The organism is Caulobacter sp. GW822-FHT01G02 (genome assembly GCF_058802865.1).
In genome coordinates this window covers 158,022-176,211 of sequence record NZ_JBXAON010000001.1, presented here as the reverse complement: position 1 = coordinate 176,211, position 18,190 = coordinate 158,022, and the positions used below count along the sequence as shown (strand labels likewise).

Annotated in this window: 16 protein-coding genes; 6 read left to right on the top strand and 10 right to left on the bottom strand. The window is 69.1% G+C overall.

The genetic code is table 11. The features are described from left to right. Positions 1-229 precede the first annotated feature (229 nt). The 3 genes from AC1RNC_RS00880 to AC1RNC_RS00870 all read right to left on the bottom strand — a co-directional run bounded on the left by AC1RNC_RS00880 (position 230) and on the right by AC1RNC_RS00870 (position 2,669). Positions 230-1,336 (bottom strand): CmpA/NrtA family ABC transporter substrate-binding protein, encoded by a 1,107-nt coding sequence (locus tag AC1RNC_RS00880; RefSeq protein ID WP_492882914.1) that lies wholly within the window; start codon positions 1,334-1,336, stop codon positions 230-232. Then, positions 1,333-1,911, bottom strand: coding sequence for an ANTAR domain-containing response regulator (locus tag AC1RNC_RS00875; protein ID WP_492882913.1), 579 nt, complete (start codon positions 1,909-1,911; stop codon positions 1,333-1,335). The genes AC1RNC_RS00880 and AC1RNC_RS00875 overlap by 4 nt, the downstream gene beginning before the upstream one ends. Before the next feature lie 317 nt (positions 1,912-2,228). Further along, on the bottom strand, positions 2,229-2,669 hold the full coding sequence (locus tag AC1RNC_RS00870) for an Lrp/AsnC family transcriptional regulator (protein ID WP_492882911.1): 441 nt from the start codon (positions 2,667-2,669) through the stop codon (positions 2,229-2,231). A gap of 112 nt (positions 2,670-2,781) precedes the next feature. On the opposite strand from AC1RNC_RS00870, the gene AC1RNC_RS00865 reads away from it, so the two are divergent. From AC1RNC_RS00865 to AC1RNC_RS00850, 4 genes are read left to right on the top strand one after another with little or no spacing between them, the layout of a single operon-like run. Continuing rightward, the gene (locus tag AC1RNC_RS00865) at positions 2,782-3,882 is read left to right on the top strand and encodes a saccharopine dehydrogenase family protein (protein ID WP_492882909.1); all 1,101 of its coding nucleotides are present in this window, start codon (positions 2,782-2,784) and stop codon (positions 3,880-3,882) included. Between the two features lies 1 nt (position 3,883). Continuing rightward, positions 3,884-5,311, top strand: coding sequence for an FAD-binding oxidoreductase (locus AC1RNC_RS00860; RefSeq protein WP_492882907.1), 1,428 nt, complete (start codon positions 3,884-3,886; stop codon positions 5,309-5,311). After that, the gene (gene amaB, locus AC1RNC_RS00855) at positions 5,308-6,831 is read left to right on the top strand and encodes an L-piperidine-6-carboxylate dehydrogenase (protein WP_492882905.1); all 1,524 of its coding nucleotides are present in this window, start codon (positions 5,308-5,310) and stop codon (positions 6,829-6,831) included. The genes AC1RNC_RS00860 and amaB overlap by 4 nt, the downstream gene beginning before the upstream one ends. A 12-nt stretch (positions 6,832-6,843) precedes the next feature. Beyond that, on the top strand, positions 6,844-7,860 hold the full coding sequence (locus AC1RNC_RS00850) for a 2-oxoadipate dioxygenase/decarboxylase family protein (RefSeq protein WP_492882903.1): 1,017 nt from the start codon (positions 6,844-6,846) through the stop codon (positions 7,858-7,860). Here the strand turns inward: AC1RNC_RS00850 and AC1RNC_RS00845 are convergent. Next, positions 7,857-9,389: an N-acyl-D-amino-acid deacylase family protein gene (locus AC1RNC_RS00845; protein WP_492882901.1), complete on the bottom strand. Its 1,533-nt coding sequence runs from the start codon at positions 9,387-9,389 to the stop codon at positions 7,857-7,859. The genes AC1RNC_RS00850 and AC1RNC_RS00845 overlap by 4 nt on opposite strands. A gap of 164 nt (positions 9,390-9,553) precedes the next feature. On the opposite strand from AC1RNC_RS00845, the gene AC1RNC_RS00840 reads away from it, so the two are divergent. After that, positions 9,554-10,063: an Lrp/AsnC family transcriptional regulator gene (locus AC1RNC_RS00840; protein ID WP_492882899.1), complete on the top strand. Its 510-nt coding sequence runs from the start codon at positions 9,554-9,556 to the stop codon at positions 10,061-10,063. On the opposite strand, the gene AC1RNC_RS00835 is transcribed toward AC1RNC_RS00840, so the two are convergent. The 6 genes from AC1RNC_RS00835 to AC1RNC_RS00810 form a co-directional block, all read right to left on the bottom strand. Then, positions 10,060-11,046, bottom strand: a complete 987-nt coding sequence (locus tag AC1RNC_RS00835) for a dipeptide epimerase (RefSeq protein WP_492882897.1) — start codon at positions 11,044-11,046, stop codon at positions 10,060-10,062. The genes AC1RNC_RS00840 and AC1RNC_RS00835 overlap by 4 nt on opposite strands. Then, entirely contained in the window at positions 11,046-12,071 is a 1,026-nt protein-coding gene (locus AC1RNC_RS00830; protein ID WP_492882895.1) for an N-acetyltransferase DgcN family protein, read from the bottom strand. The genes AC1RNC_RS00835 and AC1RNC_RS00830 overlap by 1 nt, the downstream gene beginning before the upstream one ends. Positions 12,072-12,136: 65 nt before the next feature. Further along, the gene (locus AC1RNC_RS00825) at positions 12,137-12,469 is read right to left on the bottom strand and encodes an Lrp/AsnC ligand binding domain-containing protein (RefSeq protein WP_492882893.1); all 333 of its coding nucleotides are present in this window, start codon (positions 12,467-12,469) and stop codon (positions 12,137-12,139) included. A 102-nt stretch (positions 12,470-12,571) separates the two neighbouring features. Beyond that, positions 12,572-13,021, bottom strand: a complete 450-nt coding sequence (locus tag AC1RNC_RS00820; protein WP_492882891.1) for an Lrp/AsnC family transcriptional regulator — start codon at positions 13,019-13,021, stop codon at positions 12,572-12,574. Between the two features lie 25 nt (positions 13,022-13,046). Continuing rightward, entirely contained in the window at positions 13,047-14,081 is a 1,035-nt protein-coding gene (locus AC1RNC_RS00815; RefSeq protein WP_492882889.1) for an isoaspartyl peptidase/L-asparaginase family protein, read from the bottom strand. A 30-nt stretch (positions 14,082-14,111) separates the two neighbouring features. Then, complete coding sequence (locus AC1RNC_RS00810) at positions 14,112-15,095, bottom strand: cyanophycinase (RefSeq protein WP_492882887.1); 984 nt, start codon at positions 15,093-15,095, stop codon at positions 14,112-14,114. A 305-nt stretch (positions 15,096-15,400) separates the two neighbouring features. On the opposite strand from AC1RNC_RS00810, the gene AC1RNC_RS00805 reads away from it, so the two are divergent. Continuing rightward, a complete protein-coding gene (locus AC1RNC_RS00805; RefSeq protein ID WP_492882885.1) occupies positions 15,401-18,190 on the top strand; it encodes a TonB-dependent receptor plug domain-containing protein in 2,790 nt (929 codons plus the stop codon).

Sequence of the window (18,190 nt, the reverse complement as noted above, 5' to 3'; positions counted from 1 at the left end):
TGCGTGTCTGCGAGAGCGAGGCGTGAACGCCTCGGGCGAATGACCGCATCCGAGCGGTCGTCTCTGGCAGCCACGAACGCCGTTGTCCGAAGGCCTGAGCGAGTGAAGGGTCGGATGGCCGGCGTAGTCACCCGCCGCGTCGCGCCCCGGCGTCAGCACGCGCCCACTTGTATGATTGCGCGGCAAAAAGGCGGTCGCCTTGCGCGAACCTTGGGCGGAAGGGCGTCGGTCAGGCCGTCGGAGACGTCGGCGCCGCGCCGTCGAACAGGGCCGAGGGCGCCGGCGCGGCGTCGGCGAACACCAGGGTCGGGTCCAGCACCGGCCCCAGAGACAAGGCCGCCGCGCGGAACAGGTCAGGGCGGTAGACCCGGTCGGCGACAGCCTCCGCGTCGAGGTCCCGCGCGACCTGACCCCAGCGGGCCATCTGCGACAGGAACCACAGGGCGTGGTCGCGGCGCGGCAGGCCAGCGGCGCCGCGGTGGAAGACGATCTCGCCCTCCAGCGCCCGCGCGATCGCGGCGGGATCGACCCCGACATGTTCGGGTCGCGCCAACAGGGCGACGAGTTCGTCGCGATTGGCCGGGTCGTCGGCCCAGGCGGCGGCGCGGATCAGGGCGCGCAGCGCGGCCCGGAGCTCGTCGGCGTGGCCCGCGGCCCAGTCAGCGGTGACGCCGAACACCTTGTCGGGTCCGCCGGGCCAGAACTGCGAGGCCTTCATCAGAATCTCGCCCACGCCCCGCGCCGCGGCGACGGCGTTCCAGGGTGCCCCGACGCAGAAGCCATCGATCGCCCCGGACGCCAGTTGCTCGACCATGCGCGGCGGCGGGGTGACCACAAGTCGTACATCGCGATCGGGATCGACGCCCGCCTGGGCGAGCCAGTAGCGCAGGGCGTAGTTGTGCATCGAGTAGGGGAAGACAACGGCGAAGGTCAGCAGCCGCGCGCCCGTCCGCCGACGCTGGTCGATCAGCGCCTTCAGCGGCGCGGCGGTGACCGGCCGCGCGGCCAGGGCGACGGGATCGATCTCTTCCAGCGCCTGGGCCAGGGCGGTCGAGACGGTGATGGCGCTGCCATTGGCGTTGAGGGCCATCGGGGCGATCATCGGCTTGGCGATGTCGGGCGAGACGCCCGCCGCCAGGGTCATCGGCGCCAGCATATGGGCGCCATCCAGGGCTCCAACCGCCACCTTGTCGCGGATCGTCGCCCAGGCGGCTTCGCGGGTGAGCTCGACCCGCAGCCCCTCCTCGGCGAACAGGCCAAGCGTCCGGGCCACGATCAGCGGCGCGCAGTCGGTCAGGGGAATGAACCCCAGGCGCAGATCGGCCAGCCCGCTCACGACGCGTCGCCCTTCAGGATATTGGCGAAGGCCAGCAGGTCGGCGGCCACCGATCCGATCGGTCGCCCCTTGTCCATCGCCAGCTTGCGCAGCAGGCGATACGCGCCGTCCTCGTCCAGGCCGCGCTCCTTCATCAGAAGGCCCTTGGCCTTCTCGACGGTCCTGCGCGACTCCAGGTCCGCCTTGGCCTTGGCCAGGTCGCCCCGCAGCTGCTGGGTCAGGGCGAAGCGGCTCATGGCGACATCGAGGATGGGACGCACCCGGGACGGCGCGAGGCCGTCAACGACATAGGCCGCCACGCCGGCCCGCACCGCCTGTTCGGCCAGGCCCGGCTCTGAGCGGTCGACGAACATCACCACCGGACGGGGATTGGTCTGTGACGCCTCGCGCAGGCTTTCGAGGGTGTCGCGATCCGGGCTATCCGATGCGATCACAACGACGTCTGGCGCAAAAGCCTGCACTTCGCGCTCGTCGAAGGCCGCGGCCTGCTTGACCTCCAGGGGATCCACACCCTGTAAACCCTCGGCGACAAGAGCGGCTCGGGCAGGGTCGGGATCAATGACAAGCACGCGCATGCCACCTGCCTAGGACCCTAAACGCTCGCGCAGGAACCGGCCTTGACGCCCCAGGCCGCACAACGCCCCTGGCGCCTACATTTTGAACAGGCATGGATCGATCGTGGGCGCCGTCCTCATTGCGCTCGGCGGCGCTTTCATCAGCAACGCAATCTCGCACTTCGCGCCGGCGGCCGATCCGCCAGGACTTAGCACCGGTCGACCGAACGCCGCCGTCGTTGCCCAGCAGCCCCCCCCCCAACAGCCACCAGAACGGTTCTCCGTAACAGTCTGGCTTCTCGCGAGCGCGGCTTACGGCGTGAACAGGCCGCCCAGTTCTACCGGTCGAACTTGGTCGACAGGATTATCGAGGAGGTCGTGCGCTCGACGCCCGGCAGATGGCCGATGCTATCGATCACCTCGTCCATCCGCGCGACGCTGGTGGTGGCCGCCACGGCGATCATGTCGAAGTCGCCGCTGACCGAATGCAGGACCCGCACCTCGGGAATGGCCCGCAGCGCCGCTTCCACGGCGCGGCTCTCCTTGGGCGCGACCTTGATCATGACCTGGGCGCGCACGGCGCCATGCTCGTGGTCGGGCGCCAGGCGAACGGCATAGCCGACGATGACCCCCTCGCGCTCCAGGCGCTCGATCCGGCTCTGGACCGTCGTGCGGGACCGCCCCACCCGGCGGGCGAGGTCGGCGGTGGCGGCCCGGCCGTTCTCGCGCAGCGCGGCGAGCAGTTTCTGGTCGATGGCGTCGATCGTCACTTCGCCCATATCCCCCTGCATTTCGCCGATATTTTCGCGGCATTTCGACGATAGCGCCACTATGAATCGCTTATGCGCCTCGCATCATGTGTCCGCGTCTGTCGCGGGGAGAATGGGACACATGAAAGAGGTCGTGGTTGTTGGAGGCGGCAAGATCGGGTCGATGATCGCCGAAATGCTGGCCGGGTGCGGCGACTACGCGGTGACCGTGGCCGACGCCTCGGCCCAGGCGTTGGAGCGCCTGGAAACCACCGCCGCGGTGAACAAGATCAGGGTCGACATCACCGACGAGGCGGCCCTTGACCGTCTGCTGGCCGGCAAGTTCGCGGTGCTGAGCGCCGCCCCCTTCAGCCTGACCGTCACCATCGCCCGCGCGGCGAAGGCGGCCGGCGCCCACTATCTGGATCTCACCGAGGACGTGGCCAGCACGCGCGCGGTCAAGGCCTTGGCCAAGGACGCCCGCAGCGCCTTCGCGCCGCAGTGCGGCCTGGCGCCGGGCTTCATCACCATCGCCGCTTACGATCTGGCCCGGCGGTTCGACGAACTACACGACGTGCGGATGGGCGTGGGCGCCCTGCCGAAGTTTCCCTCCAACGCCCTCAACTACAATCTGACCTGGTCGACGGACGGTCTGATCAACGAGTATTGCGAGCCGTGCGAGGCCATCGTCGGCGGCGTGCGTCGCGAGACCCAGCCGCTGGAGGACCTCGAGGAGTTCGCCCTGGACGGCGTGCTGTACGAAGCCTTCAACACCTCGGGCGGGCTGGGCGGCCTTTGCGAGACCCTGGACGGCAAGGTGCGCAACCTGTCGTACCGCACGATACGCTATCCGGGCCACGCGGCCCTGATGAAGGCGCTGCTGCACGACCTGCGCCTGCGCGAGCGGCGCGACGTGCTCAAGGACATCCTGGAGAACGCCCTGCCCGCGACCCTGCAGGACGTGGTCATCGTGTTCGCCAGCGTCAGCGGCCTGCGCGGCGGCCGGCTGATGCAGGAGACCTACGCCCAGAAGATCTACGGCGCCCAGATCGGCGGCCGTCCCCGCAGCGCCATCCAGATCACCACGGCGGCGGGCATCTGCGCGGTGCTGGACCTGCTGGCCGAAGGCAAGCTGCCGTCCGCCGGGTTCGTGCGCCAGGAGGACGTGGCCCTGGCCGACTTCCTGGCCAATCGCTTCGGGCGACGCTACGCCCCGAGCCAGGCCGAAGACCTCGCCGCCTGACGTGCTGAGCTCTCGCCATCTGGCCGCGCTCGAAGCCCTCGTCGGTCCCTCCGGCCTGGCGTCGGATCCCGCCGCCTACGAGACGCCGGCCCGTTACGCCAAGGGCCTGGCGGCGGCGGTCGTGCGGCCAGCCACCACCGCCGAGGTCTCGGCCGTCATCAGCTACTGCGTGCGCGAGGGCCTGGCCTTCGTGCCGCAAGGCGCCAATACCGGCTTGGCCGAGGGATCGACGCCGGACGCCAGCGGCCAACATCTGGTCGTGTCGCTCGATCGCCTGACCACCACGCTCGCAATCGACGCCGCCGATCGCACGGCCACGGTGAGCGCCGGCGTGCGTCTGTCGACCCTCAACGCGGCCCTGGAGCCGTACGGGCTGTTCCTGCCCATCGACCTGGGCGCGGATCCCAGCCTGGGCGGCATGGCGGCCACCAACACCGGCGGCGCGCGGTTCCTGCGCTATGGCGACATGCGCCGCCACGTGCTGGGTCTGGAAGTCGTGCTGCCCGACGCGGCGGGCACGGTGCTGACGCTGTCTCACGGCCTGCGCAAGGACAACGCCGCGATCGCGCTGCGCCAGCTGTTCGTCGGCGGCTGCGGGGCGTTCGGGGTGATCACCAAGATCACGGTCGAGGTCCACCACCGCCCGCGCCAGACGGCCGCGGCCCTGCTGATTCCGCGCGATATGGACGCGGTGCTGCCGCTGCTGTGCGCCTTCGAGGCCGAGGCCGGGACGATGCTGACCGCGTTCGAGGGCATGTCCCAGGCGGCGATGGAACGGGCTATCGCCCACGTTCCGTCTCTCGCCAACCCGTTCGTTGGCGGGATCCCCGACTACGCGGTGCTGGTCGAGCTGACCCGCTCGTGGTCGCCCCGCGACGGCGAGCCCAGCCTGGACGAGACGCTCCAGCAGATCGCCGTTCCGTTGCTGGAACGCGACGACGCCCCGCTGGCCGACGCCCTGTTCGGCCCGACGACCAAGATGTGGGCTCTGCGCCATTCCCTTTCGGAAGGCCTGCGGGCCAGCGGCGCGGTGATCGGCTTCGATCTCAGCTTCCGCCGCCCCGACCTGGCGCGTTTCCGGGCCGAGGCCACGGCGATGCTGGCCGCCGACTTTCCCGACTACGCGCTGTGCGACTTCGGCCACGTGGCCGACGGCGGGATCCACTTCAACCTGGTGGGACCAGCCGATCCGATCCGCCGCGCGGCCCTGCGCGAGGAGGTGCTGACCCTGGCCGTCGACGGCTTTTCCGCCAGCTTCAGCGGCGAGCATGGCCTGGGCCGCGCCGTGCAGGACGCCTACGACCGCTTCACGCCGCGCGCCATACAGGACTACGCTGCCGCAGTAGCGGCCGTGTTCGGGCGGGGATCGGCCAGCATCCGACTGGCGCCCGCCCCCTTCCGCCCTCTCTCTTGCCAGGACTCCCGATGACCACCCTGCCCTCCGCTATCGCCGACGCGCGCGCCCTGCTGACGCGCCTGGGCGTCGATCCCGTCGTTCTCGACGGGGGCGCCCTGGCCGCCCGTTCGCCGGTCACCGGCGAGGTCCTGGCCCGCTTGCGCGAGCACACCCCCGACGAAGCCGCCCTGGCGATCGAGAGGGCCCACCAGGCCTATCTCGCCTGGCGCAAGATCCCCGGCCCGCGTCGGGGCGAGCTGGTCCGCCTGCTGGGCGAGGAACTGCGCGCCGCCAAGGCCGACCTGGCCGCCCTGGTCACCCTGGAGGCCGGTAAGGTCACCTCCGAGGGCCTGGGCGAGGTGCAGGAGATGATCGACATCTGCGACTACGCCACGGGCCTGTCGCGTCAGCTGTTCGGCCTGACCCTCGCCACCGAGCGCCCGTCGCACCGGATGATGGAGACCTGGCACCCGCTGGGCGTGGTCGGCGTCATCAGCGCCTTCAACTTCCCGGTCGCGGTCTGGTCGTGGAACGCGGCCCTGGCCTTCGTCTGCGGCGACGCCGTGGTCTGGAAGCCTTCGGAAAAGACCCCGCTGACGGCCCTGGCCGTCCAGGCCCTGTTCGAGAAGGCCCGCGCCAAGTTCGGCTCGGACGCCCCTGACGGCCTGTCCACGCTGCTGATCGGCGACCGCGCGGTGGGCGAGGCCCTGATCGACCATCCCAAGATCCCGCTGGTCTCGGCCACCGGCTCGACGGCCATGGGCCGACAGGTGGCCCCGCGCCTGGCCGCCCGTTTCGCCCGCGCCCTGCTGGAGCTGGGCGGCAACAACGCCGCCATCGTCGCGCCGTCGGCCGACCTGGACCTGACCCTGCGGGGCGTGGCCTTCGCCGCCATGGGCACGGCGGGCCAGCGCTGCACCACGCTGCGTCGCCTGTTCGTGCATGACAGCGTCTATGACGCCTTCGTCCCCCGCCTGAAGGCCGCCTATCCCACCGTTCCCGTCGGCGATCCGCGGGCGAGCGGCGTGCTGGTCGGCCCCCTGGTCGACAAGGCCGCTTTCGACGCCATGCGGGACGCCCTGGAGCAGGCTCGCGCGGCCGGCGGCAAGATCACCGGCGGGGCCCGCGTCGACATCGCCGGGCCGGACGCCTACTACGTCGCCCCCGCCCTGGTCGAGATCGACCACCAGGCCGACATCGTCCGGCATGAGACCTTCGCGCCGATCCTCTACGTCATGCGCTACGCCGACCTGGCCGACGCCATCGCTTCCCAGAACGACGTGGCCCAGGGCCTGTCATCGTCGATCTTCACCCTGAATGTCCGCGAAGCCGAGCTGTTCGTGTCGACCGAAGGCAGCGACTGCGGCATCGCGAACGTCAATATCGGCCCCTCCGGCGCCGAGATCGGCGGCGCGTTCGGCGGCGAGAAGGAGACCGGCGGCGGGCGCGAGGCCGGCTCCGACAGTTGGAAGGCCTACATGCGCCGCGCCACCAACACCATCAACTACGGAACCACCCTGCCGCTGGCGCAGGGCGTGACCTTCGACGTCTGAGGCCCTCGAACCATGTCGCACCTTTCCTCCCTCGTCGCCTCGGCCCTGGGCCAGAAATCGGCCGCCGCGATCCTGGACGTCCTGGAGATCGCCCCCGCCCTGGCCGGAGAGACCGACGGACCGGTCTCGCGCGCGGTCTTCGCCATGGCCCTGAACGCGGTGCTGTTTCACGACGTCATGAACCGCGTGCCCCTGGGCGCGGCCTATGTGACCGAGCGCCGGGCCGAGGGACATCGGATCCTGTTCGACCACGGCGCCCTGCGCACGATCGACTTCGGAGACGGCCCGACCGGGGCCCTGCCGGCCGGTCACCAGGCCTTCGCTCGGATCCTCGAGCCGCTAGGCTATGGGGTGGCCGACCTATACCCGCTGGACCGTCTGAAGATGACCGGCCGGGCCTACGCCCACCGCGACCTGCCCGAGGCGATCCCGCAGTTCTTCGTCAGCGAACTGCATGTCCAGCGCTTCTCGCCCGCCTTCCAGGTTATCGCCCACGCGGTGTTCGACTCCTCGGCCGACGCTCTGGGCAAGGCGGCCAGGACCGCCCTGGAGACCTTCGCCACCGAGGGCGTCTGTGACCTGGATCAGGCGCGCGCCGCCCTGCCGGAGGTGATCGCTGCCTTCGCCCGCACCCACGGCCCGCTGCGCCTGGAGCACTACGAGGCGCTGAAGGCGGAATCGGCCGAGGCCGCCTGGATCGCCACCGAGGGCCAGGCCTTCAACCACGCCACCGACCGCGTTCCCGACGTCGACGCCGTGTCCGACGCCCAGAAGGCTTTGGGTCGTCCGATCAAGGACGCCGTCGAGATCTCGGGCTCGGGCCGCGTGCGCCAGACCGCCTTCAAGGCCCAGCCGGTCACGCGCACGTTCGTCACCGACGCCGGCGAGGAAGCCCGGACCGTCCCCGGCTCTTTCCACGAGTTCATCAGCCGCGACCGCTTCGTCGACAAGGATGGCGTCGAACGGCTGGACCTGAGGTTCGACAGCGGCAACGCTCAGGGCATTTTCAAGATGACGGAGGCGGCCTAGCCGCCCGGTCGCCAGCCGGCCCGGCGCACCACCTGCCCAGGTCGCGCCGAGGTCGGGACGCCCTTGTCGAGCACGACGACGCCGTTGACCCAGACCGTGCGGACGCCGGTCGCCACGGCGTTGGGGTGGTCCAGATCCGAATGGTCCGTGATCCGCGCGGGATCGAACAGCACCAGGTCGGCCTGAAGACCCGGCGCGATCGTCCCTCGGTCGGCCAGGCCGAGCTGGGCGGCGGTCTGAGCCGACATCTTGTGCACGGCCTGCTCCAGGGTCAGCAGATGCTTCTCCCGGACATAGACGCGCAGGATCTTGGCGAAGGCCCCGAAGCCCCGGGGATGCAGGCCGTGCGTCATGCCATCGGAGCAGATCACCGAGTGCTTCCAGGCGATGAAGGCGGCGATGTCGGGCTCGGCCATGGCCGAGCCGATCACGGCGTCCACGCGCTCGACCTCCGGATGGGCGGCGCGATAGGCCTCCGACTGGCGCGTCAGCGCCAGATAGGTCTCGATGGGATCCGCGTGGCGCTCAGCCGCGATCTGGGCGATCGACTTGCCGACAAGGGAGGGATCCGGCGCGAACACGGCGATCCGCAGGCCCTCGGGCGTGGTCAGCTTGGTCAGGGCGAACCGCGCGGCGGTCCGGTCCTCGAAGTTCCGCTCCGGCAGCAGCACCGACAGATTGCTCTGCCAGTAGCCGTAGGGATAGACGTCGGCGGTGATGTTCACGCCCTGGGCGCGGGCAGCGTCAAGCTTGGCGAGAATCGCGGGCGCGTCGCCCCAGCGGTCGACCAGGCCGATCTTCAGGTGCGAGATCTGAACGGGCAGCTTGGCCTCGCGGCCGATGGCGATGATCTCGTCGATCGCCGCGTCCAGCTTCACGTCCTCGCTGCGCATATGGCTGATATAGCGTCCGCCGCCGGCCGCCGCCGTCTTGGCCAGGGCCACCACCTCTTCCGGCGTTCCGTAGATGCCGGGATCGTATTCCAGTCCGGTGGACAGCCCCAGCGAGCCCGCGCGCAGGTCCTCGGCGAGGTCGTCCCGCATCCGCGCGATCTCGGCCGGCGTCGCCGGACGCTTGTAGTCCTGGCCCATGGCGCGGGCGCGCAGGCTGCCGTGCCCGGTGTAGGAGGCGACATTGACGGCCAGGGGCGAGCGCGCCATCTGCTGCAAATAGGCCTTCAGCGGCAGGGCGGACTCACCGTCCTGCCCGACCACGATGGTGGTGACGCCCTGGGCGGTCAGCATCGCCATGTCCGGCGTCTTGTCCGCCAGCCGATCGTGATGGCTGTGGGCGTCGATGAAGCCGGGCGCCAGGGTCAGGCCTTTGGCGTCGACGACAGCCTCTCCCGGCGCGGGCTTGAGTTGGCCGATGGCGACGATCCGGTCCTTGTCGATCCGGACGCTGGCGTCGCGAGCCGGCTTTCCGGACCCATCGATCACCTTGGCGTGGACGATCAGCGTCGAGGCCAGGGCGCTCGACGCCAGCAGACACGCCAGACCCAGGGCCGAACCGAACAGGTGAAATCTCATGCGCCCATGCTCTGTTGCCTGCGCGAGTCTAGCGTGCGCCGGCGAAGGTTTCCGTCGTTTCCGCCACCCGGGACGCGAGGAGCTCTCCCGCGCCCCGGCGCTGGCGCTTACCTTTACCGCCGCCGTTGCGCTAAGCCTGGAACGACGATCATCAAGGACGGCTCATGAACGATCAGCGCAAGGACCTGGACCGGATCGACATCAAGATCCTGGCGCTGCTGCAACGCCAGGGGCGAGTCACCAAGGCCGCGATGGGCGAGCTGGTCGGGCTGTCGGCGTCGCGCTGCTGGGAGCGCATGAAAAGGCTGGAGAAGTCCAAGATCATCCGCGGCTATCACGCCGAGGTCGATCTGGGCCGCCTGGCCAAGCTCTCGACCTTCGTCGTGCAGATCAAGCTGACCGACTATTCGTACGCCAAGGCCAAGGTCTTCGAGGCCGGGATCGCCGGCCTGCCCAATGTCATCGGCTGCCAGGCCGTGCTGGGCGGAGTCGACTACCTGATCACGGTGGCCGCCTTCGGCATCGAGCACTATCAGACCATCATGGAGCACATGCTCGACACCCTGAACGTCTCGTTCGACTACGTGACCCTGCCGGTCACCAAGAAGCTGAAGGGCGAAGCCAGCCTTGACCTGACGGCGCTGCTGGCGACGGCCGAGGATCTCGAGACCTAGCCCCAGAGGTCCGGCCCGTTCGGGCGCAGCCAGCCATCCCGGTAGCCGAAGCCGCCGTCGACGTCGCGGACCAGTTGCATCGGGCAATCGAGATCTACGATCTCGCAGCCCTGGGCCAGCAGCAGCGCCGGGGCGATACCTAGCGACGTGCCCTCCATGCAGCCGACCATGAGCCGCAGGCCGCGTTCGCGCGCCGCTGTCGCGACGGCCAGCGCCTCGGTCAGCCCGCCCGCCTTGTCCAGCTTGATATTGCAGAACGCGTAGCGGCCCACGATGCGGTCGAGGTCGGCTCGATCGTCGAACGACTCGTCGGCGCACAGGGGCACGGCGCCGCGATAGTCGAGAAGCTCGTCGTCACGTCCGACCGGGAGCGGCTGTTCCAGCAGTTCCACGCCCAGGCGCGTCATGCGCGGCGCGCGATCGTTGAGCTGCGCCAGCGTCCAGCCTTGATTGGCGTCGGCGATCAGGCGAGCCCGCGGCGCGGCGGCGCGGATCGCCTCCAGCCGCGCCATGTCGTCGGCGTCGCCCAGCTTGACCTTCAGCGCCGGGTAGCGCTCGGCCCAGCGCGCGGCCTTGGCCCCCATGGCCGCGGGCGAGTCCATGCCCAGCGTGACGAAGGTCTCGATGGCGCGCGGCGGCGCCAGGCCCGCGCGCGCGGCGGCCGACACGCCCGATTGCTTGGCCTCCAGATCCCACAGCGCGCAGTCGACCGCGTTGCGGGCGCCCCCGGGCGGCAGGCGCCGGGCCAGGACGTCACGGTCCAGGCGCTCGCCGGCTTCCAATCCTTCCGCCAGCTCCCGCAACTGGATCAGCATCCGGTCGGGCGTATCGCCGCGATAGTCGACTCCCGCCGCCTCGCCGCGCCCGATAACGCCGTCCGCCTCGATCTCGACCTCGACGACCAGCGCCTCGGTGTAGGTCTTCCGCGCGATGACAAAGGGCTCGATCAGCGCGTGAACCCGCGACCTCGCGGTCAGGCGCATCAGGCCGCGCCCCGGCGAACCGATCCCGCCAGGAGCGCGTCGACGATCAACGCCACGCCGGTCCGCACCGGGTCGCAGCAGGGAACGCCCAACTCTGCGGCCGCTTCGCTCAGATACGCCGCGGCGGCCTCGGGCGACAGGCGCGAGGTATTGATGCAGACGCCCGCGACGCGGACGGCCGGATTGGTCAGCCGGGCGAGCCGCAGGTTCAACTCGATCGCCTCGGCGAGGCTGGGCGTGGGGAAGGCCTCCAGACCGTCGATCGCCGTGCGCGTGGCGTCATGGCAGACCACCAGGGCGTCCGGCTGGCTGCCATGGAGCAGCCCCAGAGAGACCCCCGCATAGGCCGGGTGGAACAGCGATCCCTGCCCCTCGACGATATCCCAATGATCCTCGCTCGCCGCCGGGCTGAGGACCTCGGCCGCGCCGGCCACGAAGTCCGAGACGATGGCGTCGATCGGCGCGCCGGATCCGGCGATGAAGATGCCGGTCTGGCCCGTGGCGCGGAAATCGGCGCTCACGCCGCGCGCCTTCAGTTCCTTGGCGATGGCCAGGGCCGCGTACATCTTGCCCACGGCGCAGTCCGTGCCGACCGTGAGCAAGCGCTGGCCGCCGCGTTTGACGCCTTCGCCGACCACATTGAAGCGTGGATCGGGCTCGCGCGCTTCCAGCAGGCGCCGCCCCAGCCGCTCGGCCGCCTCCCGAACGCGCGGCAGGCTGGCCAGGCGGGTATGAAGCCCTGAGATCAGGTCCAATCCGGCCTCCAGCGCCTCGATCAGCACGGCTTCCCAGTGCGGGGGAATATAGCCGCCGGCATTGGCCACGCCGATCAGCAACGAGCGCGCGCCGGCCGCCTTGGCCGCGCCGGGGGTCATGTCGGGCAGGCCGAGGTCCACCTCGCAGCCTTCCAGCCGAAGCTGGGCGACGCAGGCGTCCGGCCGCCAGTAGGCGACGCCCAGGGCGGTCTTGGCGCTGACGCGATCGACGTCGGCGAGGAACATCAGGCACGGATAGGGAAAGTCCACGGCAGGCTCTCGTTTTGGCGCGTTGTGAGGTGACACAGGCGCATGAAGGGCGGCGCGACGGCCGGTTAGGCGGCGAACGATCGGGCGTTGGATGACCGGAGCGTCGGCAGAAGACGCGAAGCCATGGCCGCGCGAACGCCGCTCAGCCCGCTGATCCTGTCGATCAGGTCGTCCAGCGCCTCGGCATGCGCGGCCTCGACGATCGCGACGAGGTCGTACTCACCAGTGATCTGGTGCAGGGCGGTCAGTCCGGCGACCTCCGCCAAGAGCCGCTCCACCGCGTCCATGTCGCGCCGCGCCAGCCGCAGCATGACGTGCGCGCGATGGGCGGCGGCGTCTCCGGCGTCGGCGGCCGCGCCCAGGAAGCCTGGTCCGGTATGGATCTGCTCGAGGCTCAAGGTCTCTCTCCACTGAGGCTTGGTGGAGAGGTTATGCTGGCGAGCACCCCGGAAACGGCCGACTTGCCGGGGTTCGGCGAGAGAAATCTTCGCCGATACGCGTCAGCGCAGGACCTTCGTCGCCAGCAGGATCGACGAGGTCGTGCGCTCAATGCCCTCGATTTCCCCGATGCGGTCGATCAGCGCGTTCAGTTCGCCCACGGTCTCGGCCTCGACCACAGCGATCAGATCGTATTCGCCGCTGATCGCATGCAGCGCCGAAAGCTCCGGTATGGCGGCCAGGGCCTCCTCGATGGCCTTGGCGTGCTTGAGCAGGGCCTTGATCATCACCTGAGCGCGGATCAGGCGCCGGTCGTAGGGATCGCCGAGCCGCACCGTGTAGCCGCCGATGATCCCCTCCTCCTCCAAGCGGCTGAGGCGGGCGTAGACGTTGGCGCGCGACAGGCCCAGGTCACTGGCCAGCTTGGTCACCGGCTGGCGCGAATCCGCCCGCAGCATGGCCAGAAGGCGCCGGTCGACGTCGCTCAGGCCCTTGTCATCCGATTTGGTCACGCCCGTCCCCCTGTTGGCGATCGCGTCAGCGCGGCGAAGGCTCGTCGGCGTAGATCGCCGTGCGCGGCGTCGGCGCCGCCGCGGAGATCGCCCCACGATACATGCCCAGATCGTTCATGCCGAACGCCGCCCGGCCCTGGCCGTCAATGGCGATCAGCCCGCCGTCGCCGCCGATCTTGGTGATCGAGGCCATGGTTCCGTCCGCGGCCTGCTGGACGGTTTCACCCTTCCAGGCCAGCCGGTCGCAGACCTGGCGCGCGGCGCTTTCCCGAATGAAATATTCGCCCGAGCCCGTGGCCGACACCGCGCAGACCCCGTCACGCGCGTAGGTCCCCGCGCCGATGATCGGGCTGTCGCCGATCCGACCCCAACGCTTGCCGGTCATGCCGCCGGTCGAGGTGGCGGCGGCGACGTGGCCGGCCTGGTCCAGGGCGACCGCGCCGACCGTGCCGAACAGGTGGGTGGGATCCAGCATGGCCTGGTGATCCTTGCGCCAGGCCAGCAGCTGCTTCCAGCGCTCCTCGGTATAGAAGTACTCGGGAGGCGCCTGCTCCAGGCCCTTCTCCTTGGAGAACTGATCCGCGCCCTCGCGGGCCAGCAGGACGTGCGGCGACTTCTCCATGACCGCGCGGGCCAGGCTGATGGGGTTGCGCGTGCGCGTCACGCCGGCGACCGCCCCGGCCTTCAAGGTGGCGCCGTCCATGATCGCCGCGTCCAGTTCATTGCGCCCTTCGGCGGTGAAGACCGCGCCCTTGCCGGCGTTGAACAGAGGATTGTCTTCCAGCACCCGCACGGTGGCCTCGACGGCGTCGAGGCTGGAGCCGCCCGCCTTCAGGATCTTGGCGCCCGCCTCGAGCGCGGCGTCCAGTCCGGCGCGGAAGGCCTTGTCCTTCTCGGGCGTCAGTTCTCCGCGCTCGAGCACGCCCGCGCCGCCGTGCACGGCCAGCGACCATTTGGGCGCGTTGTCGGCCGCCACGGCGGGAGCGGCCAGCGCCGACGTGGAGAGGGCGAGGCCGCAGAGGGCGAAAGAGGCGAAACGGCGAAGAGTCTGAAGCGTCATCTTGATCTCGGTCTGGCGGTCGGTCGGATCTTATCGATCACTGCGGACAAGCGTTCCCTTGTCGACGCGAGCGGTGATGGTGAAGTCCGGCTTGGTGACCTTGAATGTCTTGAAGTCGAGCGTGCTGTTGGGTCCCAGCCCGACAATCGGGAACGACGCGTAGGTCAGCGGCTGTCCGGCGATGATGGTGGCGGGTTTCCTCAGCGGACGCACCAGCCAAGCATGACCGGGGCCGTAGTAACGGCCGACCCCGTCTCCGTCGACCAGCATGGCGCCGGCCTCGTCCACGCCCAGACCGGTGATCGTCGTGTCGTTCTCTTCCTGGATCAGCCGCCCGACGAAAGTGACCAGACGCCCCTGGCGATCGCGCTTGTCGAAGTGGGTGTCGGTGACGACCTTGGAGAGATACGGCAGGTGCAGGAAGTCGCGCACCAGCGTGACGCTGGCCCCGGTCGGGTTCTTCAGCGCGTCCGGCGAGGTCAGGCTGATCGAGTCCAGGCAGCCATAGACATAGCCGCCCAACACCGCCAGCCCCGCGCTGGTGCCGCCGATCGGCTTGCCGGCCTTGACGTGGGCGTCCAGCGCCTTGTTCAGCGCCGTGCCCTTCCAGGCGCGCACATAGTTGCTCTGATCGCCGCCGCCGAAGAAGATGCCGTCGGCGCGCGCGATAATGGCCAGCAGCTTGGGATCTTCGCCAGCGTCTTCGTCGCGGATCACCAGGGTCTCGACCGAGACCACGCCGCCGACGTCGTTATAGATCTCGTCCTGCAACTCGCGGCCCCCGCGGGCGCGCAACACGACGATGTGGCCGCCGCCAGACTGCTTGACGAAGGTCCGGAAGGCGTCGACCGGCCAGTCGCCGCCGCCGAACAATCCCAACAGCGGCCCGGTCTTTCCCGGCGTGGGCGCGTTCACGTCGCCGATCATATAGTACTCGTAGCCCGGCCCGACGGCGTCAGGCCCCGCCGGCGTCGCCGCGTGCGCGACGCTCGCGCCCATGAGCAGCGCGGCCATGGCCATCGCGGACGCAAATCGAACCATCCGGCTTCCTCCGTTCAGACCGAGCCTAACCGCTCGGCGCGTTTTCTCGATCCGTCTTGGCGCGTTTCGGCGCCAGGATCGCCATAGCGCCCAGTATCGAGGCGCGATGACCAAATTGCTGCATGCTGCGAGCAATATGTCCATAAATTTTGACAATCTGTCATTTCCGGCTTTCAATCTGCGAAAGTCGCGATCCAAATGGATGCAATCTCGGAGCAACGCCGAGGTGCTGAGCACCCAGGACAGGACCGTCGGCGCAACAAAAAAGGGGGATATCCATGAAGACGCATCTTCTTCGCGCCAGCGCATTGGCTGGCGCGGCCGGCCTTCTGATCGTCGGCCAGGCGGCCGCGCAGACGACGTCGACCACCAGCGACGACGCCGTCGAGACGCTGGTGATCACCGGCTCGCGCATCCCTCGCGTCGCGACCGAAGGCCCCGCCCCCGTCACGGTCATTACCAGCGACAACATCAAGGCCGCGGGCTTCAACAGCGTCCCGGACGTCATGCGCGCCCTGACCCAGAACGGCGGCGAAACCCAGACCCAGCAATCGTCCAGCGGCATGGACTGGACGCCCGGCGCCCAGCAGGTCGACCTGCGCGGCCTGGGTCCCAACCATACGCTGGTGCTGGTCAACGGCCGCCGCATCGCCGATTTCCCGCTGCCCTACAACGGCAAGAGCGCCTTCACCGACACCTCGTCGATCCCGCTGGGCATGATCGACCGCATCGAGGTGCTGAGCGGCAGCGCCTCGGCCGTCTACGGCTCGGACGCCATCTCGGGCGTGGTGAACTTCAATCTGAAGAAGAAGGTCGACGGCACGACGGTCGATGTGACCTTCGGCGGATACGAGCACGGCGGCGGCGCCAGCCAGCGCGTCAACATCTCGAGCGGCTATTCCAAGGACAACTTCGACCTGGTGATCGGCGGCGAGTTCGTCAATCAGCGTCCGGTCTGGGCCTATGACCGCGACATTCAGGACAGCACCAAGGACAGCCCGACCAAGCGCACGGCGATCGCGCGGCGCGACTTCATGCGGATGGAGCCGACCGAGGAGGTCTACATCGATCCGGGCGCGAACACCTGCAAGGCGCTCTCGAAGCTCAATGACGGGTCGATCGAATATGTCAGCCGCCCCGGTTGGGGTCCCGACGGCGATCCCGGCTTCTACTGCGGCAGCTACAGCTCGATCGGCTACGGCACGATCGTCAGCGAGCGTAAGAGCGCCAACGTCGTCGCCTCGCTCAACTACGCCCCCCGCGACACCCTCTCGTTCTTCGCCGACATCTCGGCGGGCTACAGCCGCACCCGGCAGTTCCAGGACGTCCTGAGCTGGGAGTACCAGGACGCCAACGGCAGCGAGGACGGCATCTTCTACAACCAGTTCATCGGCGCGCTGGATCTCTGGCATCGCCAGTTCACGCCCGAGGAGATGGGCGGGCTGAACAAGGGCTTCATCAAGAACGTCTCCAAGACCTTCAGCATCACGCCGGGCGTGAAGGGCTCGCTGGGCGGCGGCTGGGACTACGAGGCCTTCTACAACTTCAGCCAGCACCGTTCCTCGATCAGCTGGCCCAAGGTGGTGACCTCCAAGGCCACCGCTCTTTTCCTGGGCTCCCAACTGGGCGTCGACGCGGACAGCGGCTATCCGATCTTCAACGCCGATCCGGCGCGCCTCTACAAGCCCCTGACCACGGCCGAGTTCGACTCGATCACCGCCCGCACGACCTACAAGCCGGTCGCCCGGCAGCAGGGCGTGTCCTTCCAGATCAACCAGGCGGAACTGTTCCACTTGCCCGCCGGCCCGGTCGGCTTCGCGGCGGTCGCCGAATACGGCCACCAGTCCTACAAGCTGGGTCTCGATCCGCTGGCCACGGTGAACTACTACTACAATCTGCGCGACGCTGATGGCTCGGGCTCGCGCGATCACTGGGGCGCCGGCTACGAGTTCCGCGCGCCGCTGCTGAGCAGCGTCGAACTGTCCACCGCCGGCCGCTATGACAGCTACAAGTACGGCGGCAATACGATCGACAAGTTCACCTACAACGGCGGCGTCGAATGGCGGCCGGTGAAGACCCTGCTGCTGCGCGCCGCCTACGGCACCGGCTTCCGCGCGCCGGACCTGCACTACGTGTTCGCCAAGGAAGGCATCAGCCACCCCTCGGGCACCGACTACTACCGCTGCCGCACCGAGGAGCCGGACGAGGACGTCGGCGACTGCAGCTACGCTGACGAAGGCCTGGTCAAGGTGCGCCTGGGCAACGCCAAGCTGAAGCCCGAGACGTCCAAATCGTTCAACTACGGCGCGGTCTGGTCGCCGGTCCGCAACTTCGACATCTCGGTGGACTACTTCCGCGTTCAGCTGGACAACGCCGTGCTGGACATGAGCCTGGACAGCGTCCTGCGCCAGGAAGCCGACTGCCGGATCGGCAAGACGTCCGCCGGAACCGCCGTCAGCCCCACCTCGCCGACCTGCGTCGACGCCCTGGCGCGCGTGAAGCGCAACCCGCTGACCGCCGCCATCAAGCCGGGCGCGATCAGCACCGTGACGATCAACCCCATCAACGTGGCCACCGAGCGGACCACCGGCGTCGACGTCGCCGTCCACTATCGCTTGCCGACCAGCGGCCTGGGGACGTTCAACTTCAGCCTCGCCCACACCTGGGTGCACAACCACACCAGCCGCCAGTACCCGGGCGATCCCATCGAGAACCAACTGGCCTTCGACAGCGGCTATGACATCCCGCGCACCAAGAGCAGCGCGACGATCAACTGGACGCTCGACGGCCTCAGCGTCGGCCTGCACGGCCAGCGCCTCGACCGGGTGCCCAACTACGCCGAGGACGGCTGGACCAAGGCGACCTACATGGTCAACGCCACCGTGCAGTACGAGATCAACGACCGCACCCGCCTGAGCCTGGCCGTCGACAACCTGCTGGACAAGGACCCGCCCCGCGACCCGACCTATTCGGGGTATCCGTACTACGACACCTCATGGTTCTCCTCGACGGGACGCAGCTACTACCTGCAGCTGACCCACAAGTTCGGCGGCGCCAGCGGCCTGTGA

What these genes read in the sequence shown, in the direction of transcription:
- AC1RNC_RS00870 (WP_492882911.1), bottom strand. Translation starts at nt 2,669, where the DNA reads ATGGGCGAAGTGACGATCGACGCCATCGACCAGAAACTGCTCGCCGCG.
- AC1RNC_RS00875 (WP_492882913.1), bottom strand. Translation starts at nt 1,911, where the DNA reads ATGCGCGTGCTTGTCATTGATCCCGACCCTGCCCGAGCCGCTCTTGTC.
- amaB (WP_492882905.1), top strand. Translation starts at nt 5,308, where the DNA reads ATGACCACCCTGCCCTCCGCTATCGCCGACGCGCGCGCCCTGCTGACG.
- AC1RNC_RS00865 (WP_492882909.1), top strand. Translation starts at nt 2,782, where the DNA reads ATGAAAGAGGTCGTGGTTGTTGGAGGCGGCAAGATCGGGTCGATGATC.
- AC1RNC_RS00805 (WP_492882885.1), top strand. Translation starts at nt 15,401, where the DNA reads ATGAAGACGCATCTTCTTCGCGCCAGCGCATTGGCTGGCGCGGCCGGC.
- AC1RNC_RS00850 (WP_492882903.1), top strand. Translation starts at nt 6,844, where the DNA reads ATGTCGCACCTTTCCTCCCTCGTCGCCTCGGCCCTGGGCCAGAAATCG.
- AC1RNC_RS00835 (WP_492882897.1), bottom strand. Translation starts at nt 11,046, where the DNA reads ATGCGCCTGACCGCGAGGTCGCGGGTTCACGCGCTGATCGAGCCCTTT.
- AC1RNC_RS00845 (WP_492882901.1), bottom strand. Translation starts at nt 9,389, where the DNA reads ATGAGATTTCACCTGTTCGGTTCGGCCCTGGGTCTGGCGTGTCTGCTG.
- AC1RNC_RS00840 (WP_492882899.1), top strand. Translation starts at nt 9,554, where the DNA reads ATGAACGATCAGCGCAAGGACCTGGACCGGATCGACATCAAGATCCTG.
- AC1RNC_RS00810 (WP_492882887.1), bottom strand. Translation starts at nt 15,095, where the DNA reads ATGGCCGCGCTGCTCATGGGCGCGAGCGTCGCGCACGCGGCGACGCCG.
- AC1RNC_RS00815 (WP_492882889.1), bottom strand. Translation starts at nt 14,081, where the DNA reads ATGACGCTTCAGACTCTTCGCCGTTTCGCCTCTTTCGCCCTCTGCGGC.